This is a genomic window from Pseudoclavibacter sp. JAI123, from assembly GCF_013409665.1.
GTDB lineage: Bacteria > Actinomycetota > Actinomycetes > Actinomycetales > Microbacteriaceae > Pseudoclavibacter.
On the sequence record NZ_JACCCM010000001.1, the window covers coordinates 157,132 to 176,322 of the forward strand.

The following is a 19,191-nucleotide window of genomic DNA, read 5'->3' on the forward strand; positions in this document are numbered from 1 at the left end:
CCGTCGCGTCTCGAACGATTACCCTCGACGGGTGCGTCTTGTCATTGCGAACTGCAGCGTCGATTACATCGGCCGCCTCACCGCCCACCTGCCCATGGCCCCTCGCGTGCTCATGCGCAAAGCTGACGGCAGCCTCCTCGTGCACTCCGACGGGGGCAGCTACAAGCCGTTGAACTGGATGAGCGCGCCCTGTTCGATCGTCGAAGAGGCACCGGATGCGACCCAGGCCGACGCCGGCGTCACGGCGCTCTGGCGGGTCACGCAGACGAAGACCGGCGACCAGCTGCTCGTCACGATCGGCGAGGTCTTCAGCGACCATTCGCACGATCTCGGCAAGGACCCGGGGCTCGAGAAGGACGGCGTCGAGGCGCACCTGCAGAAGCTGCTCGCCGACCAGATCGAACTGCTCGGTGAGGGGCACGCGCTTGTGCGCCGCGAGTACATGACGGCCATCGGTCCCGTCGACATCCTCGCGCGTGACGAGACCGGCGCATCCGTGGCCGTGGAGATCAAGCGACGCGGTGGCATCGACGGCGTCGAGCAGCTCACGCGCTACCTCGAGCTCATGAATCGCGACCCGCTGCTCGCCCCCGTCTCCGGTGTGTTCGCGGCGCAGGAGATCGCCCCGCAGGCCCGCACGCTGGCTGAGGACCGCGGCATCCGCTGCGTCATCCTCGACTACGACGAGATGCGCGGCGTCGACCCACGCCACATGCGCCTGTTCTGACGGGCCACCCCGACCGTTCAGCTGTCTGTCGCCTTGCGCTCGGGCGCTCCTCACTACACTGGCTCGGACATGACGCACACAAGCTCCACTGAAATGACCGGTCCGGTCCCCACCGCACCCCAGTCGACCGAGGTCGTCCAGCCGGCAGCGACGCCGGGAACGCGACGGGTCGACCTCGAGCGCGGAACCGGCATCGCCCCGTACACGGCTGTCCTCTGGGACCTCGACGGCACCATCAGCGACTCGGCACCCGGCATCCTCAACAGCCTGCGCGCCGTGCTCTCCAGCTACGGCCTCCCGATTCCCGGAGACGCCGAGCTGCTGAAGCACGTCGGCCCGCCCATCCACGAGACGTTCGCCGCCTACGGGCTCGACCCGATCGAGGCCACAGAGCGCTACCGCACCATCTACCGCGAGTCGGATTCGTTCATCGGCGACCCGTACCCGGGTGTCCTGCAGGTCATCCGCGACGTGCACGCGGCGGGTATCCCGCAGTCGACGGCGACGAGCAAGCCGGAGAGCTCCGCGGCGGTCATCCTGGAGAGCTACGGCGTCGCCGACCAGTTCCTCACGATCACGGGAGCCTCGGACGACGAGGTGCGCTCGGCGAAGGCCGACGTCATCGAAGAGGCGCTCAGGCGGCTCGACGTCGCGGGCGTCGACCTCAGCAACGTGCTCATGATCGGCGACCGCTTCTACGACGTCCAGGGGTCAGCGGAGCACGGCGTGCCCGCCGTCTACGTGTCCTGGGGGTACGGACGCCTGGGTGAGGAAGCGGGCTCGGTGGCGGTCGCCGATTCTGCCGAGCGGCTTCGCACCTTCCTCGCTCTCGACTGATCCCCGCGGCTCCCGCCGCTTTGTCGGTGCTGCGTCGTATCCTCATGGCATGCGCGTAGAGAGCTCTTTCACGATCGAAGCCTGGGATGCGAACGGCCGTGCCGTCGGCATCGAGACCGCAGCCCCGCTCGGGGGTGCGTTCATCGTCCGTGCCATCTCGGGGGGTGACATCGAGGGGCGCAGCGAAGTGCTCTTCGCGGGTGCCTTCAACGAGAAGCACGGGTCCGGCACCTACGTCGCGATCGACGCCTTCGAGGGCACGATCGCCGGCAAGTCGGGCACGCTCGCCTTCTGGCACGCGAACACGGTCGCGAGGGGCCGTCCGGCCGCGGGCGGCGGGCTGCTCCACATCGTGCCCGACTCGGGCACCGGAGAGCTGGCGGGTGTGAGCGGCACCGGCGAGATCATCGCCCGCGGTGACGACCACACGCTCGTGCTCGAGATCCGGTTCGACGACACCGACGAGGTCGAGATCGACGGCGAGGTGTTCGCGGGCGAAGTCGAGTCGGGCACGTCCGAGCCCTCGGCCTGACCGGAAGTCGCGGTCCGGTGCCGAAGCAAGCGGGAGGAGCATCCGCGCCCCCGAACCCGTTCACGCCGTCCTTCGGGGTCACGCCACCGCTGCTCGTCGGGCGGTCTGCGATGCTGGCCTCCTTCGAGGCGGCGATCGACGGCACTCCCGGGGAGGTGGGGCGGGCGACCCTCGTCACCGGTCTGCGCGGGGTCGGCAAGACCGTCATGCTCAACGCGCTCGAGGACATCGCAGTGTCGCGCGGCTGGCTCGTCATCTCCGAGACGGCCACCAAGGGACTCGCGGAACGCATCACCACCGAGGCCCTCCCGAAGCTGCTCGCCGAGCACGACCCGAGAGCCAGCAAGCGGCGCATCACGGGAGTCACCCTGCCGATGAGCTCCGGCGGGTTCATCTCGACCGTCGAAGACCGGCACAGGCCAGTCGCCAACCTGCGATCACAGCTGACGGCGCTCACGGGCCTCCTCGCGCCGAACGGCACCGGCGTGCTCATCACGGTCGACGAGATCCACCGAGGTGCCATCGACGACCTCCGCGAGATCACGACAGTGGTGCAGCATGCCTTCCGCGAAGGCCTTGACGTGGCCTTCGTCGGGGCTGGCCTCAAGCCGAACATCAACGAGCTGCGCAGCGACCGGATGCTCACGTTCCTCCGCCGCGCGCACGTTCAGGAGCTCGGACAGCTCAGCTACGAGGCCTCAGCACGAGCGCTCTCGGAACCCATCGTCGGCGGGGGTCGCAGCATCGACGACGAGGCGCTCGACTACGCCGTGCGGGGCACGCAGGGGTACCCGTTCCTCGTGCAGTTCATCGGCTCGAAGTCGTGGCAGGAGGCCGGCGGCGCCGAGCGCATCGACCTTCAGCACACGCGTCGCGCTGTCCGCCTCGCGCGGCAGGCGATGGGCCAGTACATCTACGAGCCGACGCTCGCGGCCCTGTCCGTCGGCGACCGCACCTACCTCGCCGCGATGGCGAGCGACGACGGTCCCTCGCTCTCGAGCGAGATCCGCCAGCGGATGCGCGCGAAGGCAGGCTACGTCGGCGTGTATCGGCAGCGTCTCATCAACGCCGGCATCATCGAACCGGCGGGTTACGGCCGTGTGCAGTTCACGACGCCGTACCTGCGCGAATACCTGCGCGAGCATGTGGTGAGCGAGGCGATCGCGCTCCCCCAGGGCCGCGCGTTCCCACCCCCGCCTGCCGACGACGAGTAGCGAGGCCGAAGGGCTCAGCCCAGGGCCGCTCAGGGAACGCGCACGCCCGTGAACGGGGTGGCGCGGCGCAGCTCGAAGCCGAGCTTCTCGTAGGCGGTGATGGCGCCCGTGTTGCTGGCCGCGGCGTGCATGAGGGCCTGGTCGCCGCGTTCCTGGATGTGGAAGGCCACGTCGAGCACGAGGCGGGAGGCGAGGCCCTGGCGTCGGTAGTCGGCGTCCGTGGCGACGGCGCTGATCTCAGTCCATCCAGCCGGGTGGAGCCGCTCACCCGCCATGGCGACGAGCTTCCCGTCGCGGCGGATGCCGATGTAGCGCCCCATCACGTACGTGCGCGGGAGGAACGGACCTGGCTGGTTCCGCTCGACGAGCGCCAGCATGTCATCGGCGTCGTCGGCACCGAGTTCGACGACCTCCTCGTCCGGCCTGGTCTGCAGGCGCGGCGTCTGCACGAGCTGCACACCTTCTCCGCGCCAGGTCTGCGCCCATCCGACCGGAACCTCCGGGTCTGCGTGCGAGATCGCGAGCTCGGCCCCCGATCCCAGGAGCTCGGCGATGGCGTCCCACACGTGCGGCTCATCCCAGGAGCGCACACCGAGGAACGGCGATACGTCCGCGGGGTATCGCTTCACGAGGTCCCCGCCGATCGCGAGGTGCGCGTGAGCACCGGTCAGCGAGTGCCAGGCGGGGTTGTCGAGCACAGAGGTGGAGGCGATGGCGGTGTCGGTCATGTGGTCCTCGAGACAGTGGATGTGTCTCCGATTGTCACGCACGGGAGCGCCACCCCGGCGCGGCGTGACCGACCGTTACGGCTGGTTGCCCCGCTGTGTCGTCCTCCGTCGTCAGACGCCGAGCTGCGAGCGAAGCGCCTGCACGTGCCCATCGGGGTCGACGTCGTAGGCCACGTACGACAGCTTGCCCGCTGCGTCGACGATGAAGCTCGAGCGGATCACGCCGGTGCCCGCGATGCCGGCGACGGGACGCTCGCCCCACGCGCCCCACTCCATCGCGGTCGCCCCGGAATCGCTGAGCAGCGAGTACGGAACCTGCTGCTCCTCGCCGAAGATCGCGAGTTCTCGCGGCTGGTCCAGTGAGATGCCGAGCACGGTGACGCCAGCGCCGCTCAAGGCGTCGAAGTTGTCACGGAAGTCGCACGCCTGCTGCGTGCACTTGGTCGTGCCCGCCTTCGGGTAGAAGTAGACGACGACGGGCGACCCGGTGAGGTCACTGAGCCGGATGATCTCGCCGTGCTGGTCGGTGAGCGCAAAGTCGGGGACGCTGTCGCCGACGCTGAGAGTGGTGACCAAGATTGCTCCTCGCTCGGGAATCTGACGTGCCGACTCTAGCGAGCGCGCATCCACACTCTCCTGGGAACAGCGAACGGGCCGCCACCCCACCGGCAAACCAGGGGCAGGCGGCCCGCAGGCCTTCGGTCGAGCTGTCGGTCGGGTGCGACTAGACCTCGACGGTGATGCCGAAGGCCTCGGCGAGGCGCAGGATCTTGCGCGCGCGGCCGAGGCGGGGCAGGTCGCTGCCGTCACGGACGACGCCGCCAGCAGCGTCGAAGTCCGCGAGGAACTCGCGGGCCCAGAGGATGTCGCTCGTCTGCGGGCAGATGACCTCGTTGACGACGGCGGTCTGCTCGAGGCGGAGGCAGAGCTTGCCGGTCATGCCGTGCTCGAGCGTCCACTCGGACTCGTTGCGCAGGACGCGGAGGCTCTCATCGGTGGTCGGTCCGTCGACGGGGCCGGGCAGGCCTGCCGCCTTGGACGAGACGGTGAGGCGCGAGCGGGCGTAGGCCATGGCCTCGCGGGTCGCCCACATGCCGGTGTCGCGACGGAAGTCACCGCTGCCGAAGGCAAGGCGGAAGGAACCGTCGGCGCGGGCGATGTTCGTGGCTTCCTCGAGTCCGAGTGCCGATTCGATGAGCGGCACGACGGGAATGCGCGCGCCGAGTCGCTGGTACGTGTTGACGACCTGCTCGGCCTGCTCGGTCTTGGCGAGCACGACCCCGAGGAGTCCGGGGACGCCCGCGAGCTCGTCGACGTCGTCGGCCCAGAAGTCGGAGAGGGTGTCGTTGATGCGAACCCAGGCGGAGTTGCCGGCCTTGAGCCAGGAGATGACATCGGCGCGTGCGGCGGCCTTGTGCTTCGGGTCGACGGCATCTTCGATGTCGAGGATGACGACGTCGGCGCGGGACTCCGCTGCGGCATCGAACGCTTCCGGCCTGGATGCCGGGACGAGCAGCCAGGACCTGGCATCCGCCGGCGGCACGACGTGACCGGCTGTTGACTTGGGGTGGGGGCTCGCTGGAACGTTCAGAACTCTCGCCTCATTCATCGACTGGATGCACGGGCCGGCTCGACCACGCACGGCCGCGTTTTCCGCAGCCAAGGTGTGAGCTTAGTACGACGAAACGTGCTGTCCTTCTGCGGACCCCTACAAGAACTTGCCCGGATGCTGATCAGTAGGAGTACGGAATCAGCCCGAAGAGGAAGTAGAAGATCGCTGGGACGATCATGACGACACCCAGGACGGAGCCCACCGAGGCTGGCATGTTGCGCCATCCGCTGGCACGCAACGCGAGCACTCCGAAGACGATGGCTGCGGCCGCGCTCAGGATCTGCAGGATGGTCAGCACCGGGTTCAGGACTGCGTAGATCTCAAAGCTCCCGGTCCGCGCGACGGCGCTCATGATGAAGGAGAGCAGAGTCGTGAGGAGCCACCCGCCGAGCGCACTCGCGAGGGAGATCATGCCGAAGCGATTGGTCGCGAATGAGAGCTCTTCGCGGATCGTCGAGAAGGTCAGCACCCGACGCGGTGGGGTGTTCCCGGGCTGCTGGTAGGCGCCTGGCTGCTGGTAGGCGCCCGGCTGCTGGTACTCCCCGCCTGCCGGCTGCTGGTAGCCGGCGGGCTGTTGGGCTTGCTGCCCGTACGCCTGCTGCTGCCCCTGAGCCGCCTGGCCGAACCCGTTGTAGGCGGAAGGTGGGCCGCTTGGCGGCGTTCCATAGTCGGGGGTGCCCTGCCCGGCATTCGCCGCGAAGTTCTGCGGCGAGTTCGGCTGGCCGTCCGGTCGCTGCTGCCCGTTCCACTGGCTCGGTGTCGTCATGCCATCACCCTAAGACTCTTGGCGTGTTTCCGGCTCGGGCACCTCTCCCCGGAGTGGGAGGGCGTTGTCGCCTGACTGCAATACGATTCGGTACATGACGACGACGTTCTCCCCAGCGCCCGTTCTTGCCATCGATGCCGGTCAGAGCGGCATCCGCTCGCAGATCGACGCGGGCGAGGTGCGCTCCTTCGCCGCGATCCGCACCGACCTGCCGCTGGCGCCGCAGCTCGCGAGCGTCGTCGAGCAGTCGCTGCGGGAGTCCGGCCTGACGGGCGTCACGGTGTCTGGCGGCGTGTCCGGTGTGACGCACGCGCAGACCGTCGCGGATGAGCTCGCCCTGCTGGTGGAGCCGTTCGGGGTCGCGAGGGTGTTCATCGCGCACGACTCGATCTCGGCGTTCCTTGGGGCGCTCGGTTCTGAGCTGGGCGCGGTCGTGGCGGCTGGCACCGGCGTGGTCACGCTGGCCGTCGGGGAAGAGCGGCTCGCGCAGGTGGATGGCTGGGGCTACCTCGTCGGTGATGCCGGCTCCGGCTACTGGATCGGCCGTGCGGCACTGGATGCGGTCATGCGCGCGTTCGACGGTCGCGGTCCGGAGACGGCGTTGACCGAGGTCGTGCTGGCTCACCACCCTGATCTCCCCAGCATGTACGTGTCGCTGCAGACCAACGAGGGGAAGGTGCGGCACATCGCCTCGTTCGCGAGGTCGGTGGGCGACCTCGCGGAGACGGATGCGGTCGCCGCCGAGATCCTCGCGGCTGCTGGCTCGCAGCTCGCGGCCTCGGTCGCTGCCGGGCTCGCGCGCGTCGGCCTGCCGGGGTCGCGTGACGAGGTGCAGGTCCGCGCGATCGGCAACGTGTTCTCGTCGCCGCACGTGGCGGCGGCGTTCCGCAGCTCGCTGCTCGAGCGCGTCCCTCAGGCTCGCGTGGCGGTGGGCGAGAGCCACCCGCTCGACGGCGCGGCGATGCTCCCCCACCTCGAGCAGGACCACGCTCTCATCGCCTCGATCGGGGTCGTGACGCTCTAGCGTCCTGACGCTCGCGTTCCTCGGGGCTCTCTAGATCGCGAAGATCCGCTGCGACGTCTCGAGCTTCTCGCCTGGTTCGAGCCAGGCGAGGTCGAGGCCCGAGTTGAAGGCGTCTGGCGCACAGGTCATGGGCTCGACCGCGACGGCCTGGCGGTCCCAGTCGATGCCGGGCTGGTCGCTCGTGAAAACCTGCACCCACGGCGCATCCGTGCCCCAGGTCATGCCGACCCCCGTGCCGTCAGCGGTGGTGAGGGTCACCGTGGCGGTGGTGCTGTCGCCGAAGACGTCGGTGAAGGCGTGGTCGATCTCCATCTCGCCGATGCGCCGCGCCTCGCGGTAGTCGAACGCCCCGGCGACTTCCTCGACGGAGACGACGGAGCCGGGGAGCAGGCGCGCGCCGTGCGCGTGCATGAGCTTCTGCGCCGGCGACTGCAGAGTCCAGTCGTCGATCTGCCCTTCGCCTGCGACGAGGTAGGAGTGGGTGGATGCGCCAGCCGGGGCGGTTCCGGCGCCCACGTTGCGCAGCTCGATGGTGGTCGTGAGGCCGTCCTCGCCGAGCTGGTACCTCGTGCGGACCTCGACGCGGAACGGGTAGCCGGTCTGCGGCTCGATCGTGGCGGCGAGGAGCACGAAGTCGGTGCCGACGTCTTCCGGCTGGAAGTCGAGCCAGAGGGCGAGCCCGTGGAGCGCGTGCCCGCGCTTCGGCTCGGAGAGCGGGAGCTGCAGCTCCTGGCCGTCGATGCGGTAGCGGCCGTCGACGATGCGGTTCGGCCACGGTGCGAGCGTCGCCCCCTTGTACGCCGGCCGCACTTCGTCCATGTCGAAGCCGTGCACGAGGTGCCTGCCGTGGTGCGTGAGCTCGCGCAGTGTCGCCCCGATGCTGGAGATCGACGCCTCGTATCCGCCGTGGGAGAGGAAGTAGGAGGAGCCTGAGCGCGGGGTGATCGACATCGGTGGGGACTCCTCGGTGCTGTCAGGGGAAGGACGAATGGCAGTCTTTCACGCCGAGTCGGATCCGGCTCTCTCAGCCCGCGTCACTAGCCTGGGGAGATGACCTCAGCTCCTCAGCCCTGGCCGCAGACCGCTCTCTGGTGGCATGTGTACCCACTCGGGTTCGTGGGCGCGGACACGACCGGCGGTGATCTGCCCGGATCCGTTGAGCATCGCCTCGACCGCATCACCGCCTGGCTCGACGAGCTTGTCGGCCTCGGGCTCAACGGCCTGCTCCTCGGTCCCGTCTTCGCATCGCAGACCCACGGCTACGACACGGTCGACCACCTGCGCATCGACCCTCGGCTCGGCGACGACGCCGACTTCGACGCGCTCATCGCCGCCTGCCGCGAGCGCGGCATCCGCGTGCTCCTCGACGGCGTCTTCAATCACGTGGGCCGCGACCACCCCTGGTGGCGCGAGGCGGTCGAGGCCGGGCCGGATTCCGCCGCGGCTGCCAGATTCGCGAGAGGGTCGGATGCGCGCGAGGTCGACGGCCTCGCCGTGGACGTGTTCGAGGGTCACGACGCGCTTGTCGTGCTGAACCATCAGCATCCCGAGGTCATCGAGTACGTCTCGCGTGCCATGGCGCACTGGCTGGAGCGAGGCGCCGACGGGTGGCGCCTCGACGCCGCCTACGCCGTGAGTCCGCTCTTCTGGCGCGCGACCATCGACCCGCTGCGTGAGCGGTTCCCCGACGCATGGTTCGTGGGCGAGGTCATCCACGACGACTACGACGGGTACGTCGCCGACTCGGGGCTCGACTCGGTCACGCAGTACGAGCTGTGGAAGGCGCTGCGCTCTTCCGTGCAGGAGCAGAACCTCTTCGAGCTCGACTGGTCGCTGCAGCGCCATAACGACTTCACGGCGCATTTCCTGCCGATGACCTTCCTCGGCAACCACGATGTGACGCGCATCGCGAGTGCCATCGACGACGAGCGCAACCATGCCGCCGCCATCGCCATGCTGTTCTTCTTCCCCGGCGCCCCCAGCGTGTACGCGGGTGACGAGCGCGGGCTCGAAGCGGTCAAGGAGGAGCGCGCGGGTGGGGACGATGCCATCCGTCCGGAGTTCCCGGCCGACCCCAACCAGTGGCCCGAGAACCCCTACTCCCAGGCTCACCGCGACGCGATCGCGTTCCGGCGCCAGCACCCGTGGCTCGCGACGGCGAGGATCCGCACGGAGGACCTCTCGAACACGGCGGCGCTCTTCGTCGCCGAGGGCGACGACGGTGAACTCGCGAGGCTCGCGGTGAACCTCGGCGACGACGCTGTTCAGCTGGGAGGCCGGGAGGTCGGCGGCCACGGCTTCGAGCGGTGGAGCGACGCCGGCGAGTGACCGCGGCCGGCTACGCAGCTCAGGCCTGCGTTCAGCCGAATGGCTGACCAACTTCAGTGCAATTTCCTACCTCGGGCGCGTGTTCTGCGCCAGAACGCCGGATATTGCACTGATGTTGGTCAGCCGCGAGAGCAGCAGCCCTGGGCCTCGACCCGTGCAGCTGCCTCGGCTGTCTCAGTGCATCGAGACGAGCGTGTCCTGCTCCTCCGCCTCCTGCTGCACGAGCGGGCGGTCCTTCGTGCCCCTGATCATGAAGCCGGCGATGAGCGCTGCGAGGAGCATGGCGCCCGCCGCCGCGAGGAACACGGCCGAGTAGCCGTTCGTGAAGGCCTGCAGCTGGGGTTCGCTTGCTTCGAGACCCGCGGCGACCGCGTTCGCGTAGAAGACGGTGAAGACCGAGAGGCCGATCGACCCGCCGATCTGCATGGTGGAGTTGACGGTCGCCGCCGCTGCGCCGGCGTCGTGCGGCTCGACGCCCGTGAGTGCGAGGTTCTGCAGGGGCACGAAGATCATGGCGAGGCCGATGCCGAGCAGTACGAGTCCGGGCAGGATGTGCGTGACGTAGCCGCCGTCGACGGTCACGCCGGAGAGCAGCAGGAGTCCGCCGGCGACGATGATCGGGCCGACGATCATGAACGGACGCGGGCCGAACTTCGGGAGCAGGCGTGCGCAGACGGGAACGCACGCGAGGATGACCACCGTCATGGCGACGTTGGCGAGACCGGCGACGAGCGGCTCCATGCCCATGACGATCTGCAGGTGCAGTGCGAGGTACATGGTCGCCCCGATGAGCACGCTGCCGATGACAGCCTGGATCAGGAACGCTCCGCCGCGCACCCGGTCGAGCACGACCCGGAGCGGGAGCAGCGGCTGGGCGACCCGAGTCTCGATCCAGACGAAGGCGGCGAGCAGCACGACCCCGAGCGCGAGGAAGCCGATGGTGCCGAGCGAACCCCAGCCCTCTTCCGCGAGGCTGAACCCGTAGACGAGCGAGCCGAGGCCGAGTGACACGGTGAGCGTGCCCCACAGGTCGTAGGTGTTGTCGCCCTCTGCCTTGCTCTCCTTGAGCACGATGAGCGCGCCGATGACACCGGCGATGACGAAGAAGACGTTGACCAGCAGGCACCAGCGCCAGCTGGCGAACTCGGTGAGCGCCCCACCGAGGACGAGTCCGACCGCTGCGCCGCTTCCGCCGATGGCGCCGAAGACCGCAAATGCGGTGGTTCGGTCCTTGCCTGACGGGAAGCTGACCGTGAGCAGGGCGAGCGCGGCTGGAGCGAGGAGTGCGGCGAACAGCCCCTGCAGGCCGCGAGCCAGGATGAGGTCGAAGGCGTTCTGCGCGAAGCCGCCGTAGACGGAGGCGGCGCCGAAGCCGATCATGCCGACGAGGAAGGCGCGCTTGCGCCCCCAGTAGTCGGCGATGCGGCCACCGAGGAGGAGGAGCGCCCCGAAGACGAGCGCGTAGGCCGTGACGACCCACTGGCGCTGCACGTCGGTGAGACCGAGATCGAGCTGCGCCTGCGGCAGCGCGATCGTGACGATCGTGCCGTCGAGGACGACGACGAGCTGGGTGAGGGCGAGCACCGCGAGCGCCCACCACTTGGAGATGGTGCGTGGCGCGGATGCGCGGGTGACGGAAGACGCGTCAAGAGACAAGAAAACCCTCCAGGTTCTCAGAAAGCGAGTGCTGGAGGTTTCAAGCCTCGGACCGAGGACGTCGCCGCCTCGACCTACCCGAGCGGCGACGCTCGACAGATCGGCAACTGTAGCAAGTCCTGCGAGCGCACATAAGCGCAGACGCGTCGCGTCGCCATGAGAACGACAGAACCCCCGGAACCGAAGTTCCGGGGGTTCTGTATTCCAGATGCAGGTGACCTGCTCTGGGACTCTGGTGCGCGAGGGGGGACTTGAACCCCCACACCCGAAGGCACACGGACCTGAACCGTGCGCGTCTGCCAATTCCGCCACTCGCGCCAACCTCCGAGAGATTACCAGACACTTCCCCCGACTGCGAAACCGACGCGTGGATGCACGCCCGAAGACCCCGAGAAAATCGCGGCCCGGGCCGAACGGCTCGGCCACCGAACGCCCATTGGCAACCCACAGGAAGGCACCTGAAGTCGGACATCCAGCCCAGTGCCGTTAGCATGAAACAGATTCGCGCCACCCGGTGCGGGCTGCGGCGTGCCCTTGAGAACCAGGAGTCAAGTGGGAATCCTCGACAGATTTGAGCGTGGGCTCGAGCGTGTCTTCAACGGTGCGTTCGCGAAGACCTTCCGCTCTGGGCTCCAGCCCGTCGAGATCAGCGCTGCGCTGAAACGCGAGATGGACACCAGGGCGTCGGTCGTCACGCGCGACCGCGTGCTCGTCCCCAATCGCTTCAACGTGCAGATGTCGCAGGTCGACTACACGCGCATCTCGCAGATCGCCGGCATCCAGGATGAGCTCATGCGCGTCGTCGAACAGCATGCGGCGAAGCAGGGCTACCAGTTCTCCGGCGGGCTCAGCATCAAGTTCCTCGAGAACGACTCGCTCTCCGAGGGGCGTATCGAAGTCGATTCGCGGAGCGTCCAGGGGCAGGTCGCCTGGGCGCCGATCCTCGACGTCGACGGGGAGCGCATCCACGTGAGCATCGGCTCGACCGTCATCGGTCGAGGCTCGGAGGCTGACATCACGATCGCCGACACGGGTGCCTCCCGCAAGCATGCGGAAGTCGTATGGGACGGCAAGCGCGCGGGCATCCGCGATCTCGGCTCGACGAACGGCACGAAGGTCAACGGCCGATCGATCTCGCAGGCGGGTCTCGAGCCCGATTCGACGATCCAGATCGGTCGTCACCGTATTGTGTTCCGGGTGATCCCCCAGGCCGACCCGAGCGACGACACCGGGTACCTCCCTCGACAGGGAGGCAGAACATGACCAGTGAACTGACCCTTCTGGTCCTCCGCCTCGCCTTCCTCGCGGCGCTCTGGATCTTCGTCTTCTCCGTCATCTACTCGCTCCGCAGCGACCTCTTCGGTACGCGCTCCTCCGCGTACAAGCAGGCCATGGAGAAGTCGCGCCAACAGGTCTTCGCCTCGGCAGACAGCGACAGCGCGCCTGCCCCGGCGGCACCGGCTCCCGTCCGACCACAGGCGCCCAGCGACCCGACCGAGGCAGTCCAGCGCCCGTCGACTCCGGTGCCGAGCGCATCCGCACGCTCCGAGCGGCCGAGCAAGCTCGTCATCACCTCTGGCCCGAAGCGAGGCACCGAGCTCACCCTCCGCAGCGAGCCGCTCTCGATCGGCCGCTCAGGCGACTCCGACCTCGTCATCCAGGACGACTACAGCTCGACGCACCACGCGCGCCTCCTGCTCTGGAACGACGCGTGGATGGTGCAGGACCTCGACTCCACGAACGGCACGTACGTGAACGGCAAGCGAGTCTCGCAGCCGACCCACGTTCCCATCGGCACCCCTGTCCGCATCGGGACGACGACGTTCGAGCTGCGATAGGCATGCTGGTCATCGCGCGCGCCGGCGCCGTGTCACACGTCGGCAAGGTCAGGAGCAACAACCAGGACTCCGGGTTCGTCGGAACCCACCTGTTCGTCGTTGCCGATGGCATGGGCGGACACGCGGGCGGCGACGTCGCGAGCGCGATCGCCGTCAAGCACTTCGCCGAGAACGACGAGCAGTACGCGGGCACCGACGACGCCCAGCACGCCATGACGGAGATGCTGCTCGATGCGAACTCGCTCATCGCGGGGGCGGTCGAGGAGCACAGCGAGCTTCGCGGCATGGGCACGACGGTGAGCGCCCTGAGCCTCGTCGGCGAGTCCCTGGTGCTCGCCCACATCGGCGACTCGCGGGTGTACCGCTTCCGCGACGGTTCCCTCGTGCAGATGACGGTCGACCACACGTTCGTGCAGCGACTCGTGGATGCTGGCCGCATCACGCCGGAAGAGGCGCTCACGCATCCGAGACGCTCGGTGCTCATGCGTGTGCTCGGTGACGTCGAGACGCGACCCGATGTCGACACCGAGGTGTTCGACATCCAGGAGGGCGACCGCTGGCTGCTCTGCTCCGACGGCCTCTCCAGCTACGTCGATGAGTCGCAGATCGAGCGGACGCTGGCTCGCATGGACGAGTCGAGCCGCGAGATCAGCGATGACCTCGTGCAGCTGGCGCTCGACAACGGGGCGCCGGACAACGTGACGGTCGTGCTGCTGGAGATCGGCACGGCGCCGCTCGAGCCGATGAAGACGCGTGTCGTCGGCTCGGCCGCGAACCCGCTGCGCTACTCCGCGAACCTGCAGAAGCGCAGCAACCAGATCATCCCGTCGATCCTGCACCCGCTGCGGCGTCCCGCGCCTCGCCCGCAGGACGAGGAGTTCGTGCCCTTCAGCGACGAGGCACTCCAGGAGCTGATCGCCGAGGACAAGCGGCGCAAGCGCGTCCGGCAGTTCTCGTGGCTTGCCGCGTCCATCGTCTTCATCGCAGCAGTCGCCGGCGCGGGCCTCTTCGCCTACAACTGGACGCAGCAGCAGTACTACGTCGGCGAGAACGTCGGCTATGTGGCCATCTACCAGGGCGTGCAGCAGGGCATCGGGCCGATCACGCTGCACGAGCTGACCGAGACGACCGACATCAAGATCTCCTCACTGCCCGAGTACCAGCAGTCGCAGGTCGACAGAACGATCAGCGCCGGTGACCGCGAGGCGGCCAACGAGATCGTGGAACGGCTTCGAGATGCCGTCCCTGAGTAGCCCGTTCCGGAGCGGGGCCCGCGAGCAGGCGCCCGTCGTGCCTGGCGCGCCCCGCAAGACCGGCCAGGGGCTCCGCAACATGGAGCTCGGCCTGCTGGTGTTCGCCTTCATCATCAACTTCTCCGCGCTGCTGCTCGTGCAGCTGGGCGTCCGCGGCACCTTCGACTTCAACGTCGTGACGCTCTCGGCCATCATCGGAGCGCTCACCCTCGGCGTGAACATCGTGCTGCGATTCCGTGCGCCTGGCGCCGACCCCTTCATCCTGCCCATCGCGGCGGTGCTCAACGGCCTCGGCATCGCGATGATCTACCGGATCGATCTCAGCAACCCTGACCTCGAGGGCGTCTTCTGGACTCCGTCGACGCAGCAGATCGTGCTGACGATGCTCGCCGTCGGCGTCGCCATCGCCGTGCTCATCGCCCTGAAGAACCACCGGGTCCTGCAGCGCTACACGTACGTGTTCATGGCCGTGGCCATCGTGCTGCTCCTGCTGCCGCTCATCCCCGGCCTCGGGCGCACCGACGTGGCGGCGCGCGTGTGGATCAGCATCGCCGGCTTCTCGTTCCAGCCCGGTGAGATCGCGAAGATCGCCCTGGCGATCTTCTTCGCCGGCTACCTCGTGACGGCCCGCGACTCGCTCTCCGTCGTCGGCAAGAAGTTCCTGTGGATGCGCTTCCCCCGCATCCGGGACCTCGGCCCGATCCTCGTCGTCTGGGCCGTCTGCATGGGCGTGCTCGTCTTCCAGCGTGACCTCGGCACCTCGCTGCTCTACTTCGGCCTGTTCCTCGTCATGGTCTTCGTCTCGACCGGGCGTCTGTCTTGGGTGCTCATCGGCCTCGGCCTGTTCATCGGCGGTGCACTCATCGCGGCCAACACGCTCGGCTACGTCGAGTTCCGAGTGCACGCCTGGCTCGACCCGTTCGACCAGGAGATGTACGACGCCGACGGCGGCAGCTTCCAGCTCGTGACGGGCCTCTTCGGCCTCGGAGCCGGCGGCCTCATCGGCAAGGGACTCGGCTCCGGCAGCCCGGGCACGACCCCCCTCGCCTCCAGCGACTTCATCATCGCGGCCATCGGCGAGGAGCTCGGCATGGCCGGCATCTTCGTCGTGCTGCTGCTCTTCGTGATCTTCGTCGCTCGCGGGTTCCGCATCGGCCAGCAGGGCGTCGACGACTTCGGTCGCCTGCTCGCGACGGGACTCGCGTTCACGATCGCCCTGCAGGTGTTCGTCGTCGCGGGCGGCGTGATGCGGGTCATCCCGCTGACGGGCCTCACGATGCCGTTCATGGCTGCCGGCGGCTCGAGCCTGCTCGCCAACTGGATCATCGTCGCCATCCTGCTGAGACTGAGCGACACCGTGCGTAACGTGCCGACGGAGGCGATCGACGAATGAGCAAGAACATCCGCCTGGTCGGCGTCCTCGTCATGATCATGTTCATGTCGCTGTTCGTGGCGTCGACCAGCATCCAGGTCTTCCAGGCCGAGACGCTGCGGGACGACCCGCGCAACAGCCGCACCCGCGAGGAGAGCTTCGAGATCCAGCGTGGCCCGATCCTCGTCAACGGCACCCCGATCGCGTCCTCGACCCCCGTCGACTCGGAGTACAAGTACCAGCGTCTCTACGAGAACGGACCGCTGTACGCGGCCGTGACCGGGTACTACTCGGTCGACGGGGCGTCGACGGGACTCGAAGGCGCCCTCAACCCCGAGCTCTCCGGCAACAGCGACACGCAGTTCTTCCAGGGGCTCGAGCGCCTCTTCACCGGCCAGGACCCGGCAGGAGCAGCCGTCGAGACGACGATCGACCCAGTCGCGCAGCAGACGGCCGCGGATGCACTCGGCGAGCTCAAGGGCGCGGTCGTGGCGACCAACCCTGCGACGGGCGCGATCCTCGCGATGTACTCCACACCGACCTACGACCCGGCGTCGATGGCCAGCCACGACCAGACAAGCGTGCTCGAGGCGTACAACGCGCTGCTGGCCGACCCCAACGATCCGCTCAGCAACCGGGCCATCGGCGGCAACATGAACCCGCCAGGCTCCGTCTTCAAGCTCGTGGTCGCCGCTGCCGCGCTCGAGGACGGCCTCGCGACCGCCGAGTCGCCGCTGCCCAACCCGGCGACCCTCACGCTCCCCGGCACCAACGTCGCCGTGAACAACCCCTCAGCCGGCGCGAAGTGCGGCAGCGGCGACACGACGAATCTCCGCATCGCCCTCGAGCAGTCCTGCAATGTGCCGTTCGCGCAGCTCGCCATGGACCTCGGGGCGGAGCGCGTGCGCGAGATGGCTGAGGCCTTCGGCTTCAACCACGAGTTCGAGGTGCCGATGACGGCAAGCGCCAGCACGTATCCCACCGCACTCGAAGACGACGCGCAGCTCGCGCTCACCGGTTTCGGCCAGTTCGACGTGCGGGCGACTCCACTCCAGTTCGCAATGATCTCTGCGGCAATCGCCAACGGCGGCGAGGTCATGAACCCATCGCTTGTAGAGAGCATCCAGACGCCGACGTTCCAGGAGATACAGGGGCCCGAGATCTCGAGCTTCGGGCGAGCCATCAGCGAGGAGACTGCGGCATCACTCCAGTCGATGATGGAGGGAAGCGTGAACTCGGGCGTCGCCAGTAATGCAAGAATTGACGGGATCAACGTGGCTGGGAAGACAGGGACCGCGGAGAACGGCGAAGGCGAGCCGTACTCGCTGTGGTTCACAGGATTCGCCGAATCAGGCGATACGCAGATCGCGGTCGCGGTAGTGCTCGAAGACGGTGGCGGAATGGGACAGTCTGGGACGGGCAACGGCCTGGCGGCGACGATTGGGCAGCAAGTGATGAAGGCGGTGCTGAGCAGATGAGACCAGCTGCAGGTGTTTCGTTCGGAGACCGGTACAAGCTGAGCTCGCGCATCGCCATCGGCGGTATGGGCGAGGTCTGGGAGGCGACCGATCAGGTGATCGGTCGTACCGTGGCGATCAAGATCCTCAAAGACGAGTACATGGGCGACCCCGGCTTCCTCGAGCGCTTCCGTGCCGAGGCGAGGCACGCCGCTCTGGTGAACCACGAGGGCATCGCCAACGTGTACGACTACGGCGAGGAGAACGGCTCCGCCTACCTCGTCATGGAGCTCGTGCCCGGGGAGGCGCTGTCGACCGTGCTGGAGCGCGAGCGCGTGCTCCCTCCGGACCAGGTCATGGACATCGTGTCGCAGACGGCGCTCGCCCTGCACGCCGCCCACAAGGCCGGCCTCGTGCACCGTGACATCAAGCCCGGAAACCTGCTCATCACCCCCGACCGCCGGGTGAAGATCACCGACTTCGGCATCGCCCGCATCGCCGACCAGGTGCCCCTGACGGCGACCGGTCAGGTCATGGGCACCGTGCAGTACCTCTCGCCCGAGCAGGCTTCGGGTCACGCGGCGAACCCCGCAACCGACATCTACTCGCTCGGCATCGTCGCCTATGAGGCACTCGCCGGGCGGCGTCCGTTCACCGGCGAGTCGCAGGTCGCGATCGCCATGGCCCACATCAACGACGAGCCGCCTGCGCTGCCCGTCACGGTGCCAGAGCCCGTCCGCAACCTGGTCCTCGCCGCGATCGCCAAGAAGCCAGACGACCGGCCGGCGTCCGCCGAGGTGTTCGCCAGGGCTGCTCGTGCGCTCCGCGACGGCAACGTGACCCGCGCGGCGCAGGCCGTGCCAGCGGTCCTCGGGCTCACCGCTGCTGACGAGGTCGGCGACGCCACCGCCCCGCTCGACCGCACGGCGGTCATGGATGAGGGTGCGCGCACCACGGTGCTCGGTACCGCCGCGGGCACCACCGAGGTCATGAAGGACGACTTCGACACGCTCATCGGCGGCACTCCCGTCGAGGGCGAGGAACAGCCGGATGCACTCGTCTCTCCTGCCACCGACGAGCGGAAGAAGCCCGCGGCGTGGGTCTGGGTGCTCATCGGCGCCATCGTGCTCTTCGCCGCTGCGCTCGCCTGGTTCGCCGTCGCACTGCTGAACAGCAACGCGCCCGCCGCGACGACGCCGCCGCCGACCACTGCAGAGACGACGGCCGTGGAGACCCCACCGGAAGAGCCGACCCCGACGGTCAGCACCCCGACCACGGTCTCCATCGCGCAGGGCGACTTCATCGGCCTCGACTACGACACCGCCGCTACTCGCATCTCCGAGCTGGGACTGACCCCGGCTCGTGCCGTCGGACCTGTGGCGACGAACCCGGATGACGTCAACACGGTGACCGCGGTCAGCCCGACCGGCACCGTCGACCTCGGTTCGACCGTGACCCTCACGGTCTACGACAGCATGGCGACGCCGAACACGCCGACGACCGCCCCCACGGTCACCGTCAACGCGGCCGGAACGCAGGCCAGCATCAGCTGGCCCTCGTTCCAGTGCCCTCCTGGTCAGAGCCTCTCGAGCTACAACGTCAACGTGTCGGGTGCCGAGTTGCAGTCCGACCCTGGAACCGCGACCACGGCCACGGCCACGGTGAGCGAGGGATCCTCGATCGTCGAGGCCTCTTACAGCGCCACATGCGGCTCGGGGAACACCAGTGCCGATTCACCCACCGGTTCCGCGACGGTCCCGGAAGTGAACACGCCCGACCCGACGCCGTCTTCGTCCACTCCTCCCGGAGCGTAGGGGACGAGGGTCGCTCCCGCACGGTGGCGCGAG

Annotated in this window: 18 protein-coding genes and 1 tRNA gene; 12 read left to right on the plus strand and 7 right to left on the minus strand. The window is 68.3% G+C overall.

All coding sequences use genetic code 11. From position 1 onward, the window contains the following. The first annotated feature begins 31 nt into the window (after positions 1-31). The 4 genes from nucS (at position 32) to HDC34_RS00770 (ending at position 3,310) form a co-directional block, all read left to right on the plus strand. On the plus strand, positions 32-727 hold the full coding sequence (gene nucS / locus HDC34_RS00755; RefSeq protein ID WP_179555454.1) for an endonuclease NucS: 696 nt from the start codon (positions 32-34) through the stop codon (positions 725-727). Between the two features lie 69 nt (positions 728-796). Continuing rightward, a complete protein-coding gene (locus HDC34_RS00760) occupies positions 797-1,564 on the plus strand; it encodes an HAD hydrolase-like protein (protein ID WP_257023041.1) in 768 nt (255 codons plus the stop codon). A gap of 49 nt (positions 1,565-1,613) precedes the next feature. Further along, positions 1,614-2,096: a DUF3224 domain-containing protein gene (locus HDC34_RS00765; protein ID WP_179555455.1), complete on the plus strand. Its 483-nt coding sequence runs from the start codon at positions 1,614-1,616 to the stop codon at positions 2,094-2,096. Positions 2,097-2,113: 17 nt separating this feature from the next. Further along, positions 2,114-3,310 carry an ATP-binding protein gene (locus HDC34_RS00770; protein ID WP_211891225.1) on the plus strand — a complete coding sequence of 399 codons (1,197 nt, stop codon included), beginning with the start codon at positions 2,114-2,116 and terminating at the stop codon, positions 3,308-3,310. Positions 3,311-3,339: 29 nt separating this feature from the next. On the opposite strand, the gene HDC34_RS00775 is transcribed toward HDC34_RS00770, so the two are convergent. The 4 genes from HDC34_RS00775 to HDC34_RS00790 form a co-directional block, all read right to left on the minus strand. Beyond that, positions 3,340-4,038 carry a GNAT family N-acetyltransferase gene (locus HDC34_RS00775; RefSeq protein WP_179555456.1) on the minus strand — a complete coding sequence of 233 codons (699 nt, stop codon included), beginning with the start codon at positions 4,036-4,038 and terminating at the stop codon, positions 3,340-3,342. 111 nt (positions 4,039-4,149) lie between these two features. Next, complete coding sequence (locus tag HDC34_RS00780) at positions 4,150-4,614, minus strand: peroxiredoxin (RefSeq protein WP_179555457.1); 465 nt, start codon at positions 4,612-4,614, stop codon at positions 4,150-4,152. Positions 4,615-4,762: 148 nt separating this feature from the next. Then, entirely contained in the window at positions 4,763-5,701 is a 939-nt protein-coding gene (locus HDC34_RS00785; RefSeq protein WP_249312284.1) for a CoA ester lyase, read from the minus strand. Positions 5,702-5,771: 70 nt separating this feature from the next. Further along, positions 5,772-6,416, minus strand: coding sequence for a hypothetical protein (locus HDC34_RS00790; protein WP_179555458.1), 645 nt, complete (start codon positions 6,414-6,416; stop codon positions 5,772-5,774). Positions 6,417-6,510: 94 nt separating this feature from the next. On the opposite strand from HDC34_RS00790, the gene HDC34_RS00795 reads away from it, so the two are divergent. Further along, positions 6,511-7,440: an N-acetylglucosamine kinase gene (locus tag HDC34_RS00795; RefSeq protein WP_104310813.1), complete on the plus strand. Its 930-nt coding sequence runs from the start codon at positions 6,511-6,513 to the stop codon at positions 7,438-7,440. A 30-nt stretch (positions 7,441-7,470) separates the two neighbouring features. On the opposite strand, the gene HDC34_RS00800 is transcribed toward HDC34_RS00795, so the two are convergent. After that, positions 7,471-8,391, minus strand: coding sequence for an aldose 1-epimerase family protein (locus HDC34_RS00800; RefSeq protein WP_179555459.1), 921 nt, complete (start codon positions 8,389-8,391; stop codon positions 7,471-7,473). A gap of 99 nt (positions 8,392-8,490) precedes the next feature. Between HDC34_RS00800 and HDC34_RS00805 the strand changes: the two genes are divergently transcribed. Next, entirely contained in the window at positions 8,491-9,768 is a 1,278-nt protein-coding gene (locus tag HDC34_RS00805; protein WP_179555460.1) for an alpha-amylase family glycosyl hydrolase, read from the plus strand. 174 nt (positions 9,769-9,942) lie between these two features. Here HDC34_RS00805 and HDC34_RS00810 read toward each other — a convergent pair whose 3' ends face one another. Both HDC34_RS00810 and HDC34_RS00815 read right to left on the minus strand, forming a co-directional pair. Then, complete coding sequence (locus HDC34_RS00810) at positions 9,943-11,424, minus strand: MFS transporter (protein WP_257023042.1); 1,482 nt, start codon at positions 11,422-11,424, stop codon at positions 9,943-9,945. A 233-nt stretch (positions 11,425-11,657) separates the two neighbouring features. After that, a tRNA-Leu gene (locus HDC34_RS00815) sits at positions 11,658-11,742 on the minus strand. Between the two features lie 234 nt (positions 11,743-11,976). Here HDC34_RS00815 and HDC34_RS00820 point away from each other — a divergent pair. The 6 genes from HDC34_RS00820 to HDC34_RS00845 are packed head-to-tail and all read left to right on the plus strand — an operon-like array spanning position 11,977 to position 19,158. Next, positions 11,977-12,687, plus strand: a complete 711-nt coding sequence (locus tag HDC34_RS00820) for a DUF3662 and FHA domain-containing protein (protein WP_179555461.1) — start codon at positions 11,977-11,979, stop codon at positions 12,685-12,687. Next, positions 12,684-13,262, plus strand: a complete 579-nt coding sequence (locus tag HDC34_RS00825; protein ID WP_179555462.1) for an FHA domain-containing protein — start codon at positions 12,684-12,686, stop codon at positions 13,260-13,262. Before HDC34_RS00820 ends, HDC34_RS00825 begins: the two co-directional genes overlap by 4 nt. Before the next feature lie 2 nt (positions 13,263-13,264). Then, entirely contained in the window at positions 13,265-14,515 is a 1,251-nt protein-coding gene (locus HDC34_RS00830; protein ID WP_179555463.1) for a Stp1/IreP family PP2C-type Ser/Thr phosphatase, read from the plus strand. Next, a complete protein-coding gene (locus tag HDC34_RS00835; protein WP_179555464.1) occupies positions 14,499-15,908 on the plus strand; it encodes an FtsW/RodA/SpoVE family cell cycle protein in 1,410 nt (469 codons plus the stop codon). The genes HDC34_RS00830 and HDC34_RS00835 overlap by 17 nt, the downstream gene beginning before the upstream one ends. Then, positions 15,905-17,365, plus strand: coding sequence for a penicillin-binding protein 2 (locus HDC34_RS00840; RefSeq protein ID WP_179555465.1), 1,461 nt, complete (start codon positions 15,905-15,907; stop codon positions 17,363-17,365). Before HDC34_RS00835 ends, HDC34_RS00840 begins: the two co-directional genes overlap by 4 nt. Further along, positions 17,362-19,158 carry a serine/threonine protein kinase gene (locus HDC34_RS00845; protein ID WP_179555466.1) on the plus strand — a complete coding sequence of 599 codons (1,797 nt, stop codon included), beginning with the start codon at positions 17,362-17,364 and terminating at the stop codon, positions 19,156-19,158. The genes HDC34_RS00840 and HDC34_RS00845 overlap by 4 nt, the downstream gene beginning before the upstream one ends. The last annotated feature ends 33 nt before the right edge of the window (positions 19,159-19,191 follow it).

Bases quoted from the DNA above. Each gene is read 5' to 3' on its own strand.
- HDC34_RS00830 (WP_179555463.1), top strand. From the start codon at position 13,265: ATGCTGGTCATCGCGCGCGCCGGCGCCGTGTCACACGTCGGCAAGGTC.
- HDC34_RS00845 (WP_179555466.1), top strand. From the start codon at position 17,362: ATGAGACCAGCTGCAGGTGTTTCGTTCGGAGACCGGTACAAGCTGAGC.
- HDC34_RS00760 (WP_257023041.1), top strand. From the start codon at position 797: ATGACGCACACAAGCTCCACTGAAATGACCGGTCCGGTCCCCACCGCA.
- HDC34_RS00805 (WP_179555460.1), top strand. From the start codon at position 8,491: ATGACCTCAGCTCCTCAGCCCTGGCCGCAGACCGCTCTCTGGTGGCAT.
- HDC34_RS00795 (WP_104310813.1), top strand. From the start codon at position 6,511: ATGACGACGACGTTCTCCCCAGCGCCCGTTCTTGCCATCGATGCCGGT.
- HDC34_RS00835 (WP_179555464.1), top strand. From the start codon at position 14,499: ATGCCGTCCCTGAGTAGCCCGTTCCGGAGCGGGGCCCGCGAGCAGGCG.
- HDC34_RS00825 (WP_179555462.1), top strand. From the start codon at position 12,684: ATGACCAGTGAACTGACCCTTCTGGTCCTCCGCCTCGCCTTCCTCGCG.
- HDC34_RS00800 (WP_179555459.1), bottom strand. From the start codon at position 8,391: ATGTCGATCACCCCGCGCTCAGGCTCCTCCTACTTCCTCTCCCACGGC.
- HDC34_RS00765 (WP_179555455.1), top strand. From the start codon at position 1,614: ATGCGCGTAGAGAGCTCTTTCACGATCGAAGCCTGGGATGCGAACGGC.
- HDC34_RS00790 (WP_179555458.1), bottom strand. From the start codon at position 6,416: ATGACGACACCGAGCCAGTGGAACGGGCAGCAGCGACCGGACGGCCAG.
- HDC34_RS00840 (WP_179555465.1), top strand. From the start codon at position 15,905: ATGAGCAAGAACATCCGCCTGGTCGGCGTCCTCGTCATGATCATGTTC.
- HDC34_RS00775 (WP_179555456.1), bottom strand. From the start codon at position 4,038: ATGACCGACACCGCCATCGCCTCCACCTCTGTGCTCGACAACCCCGCC.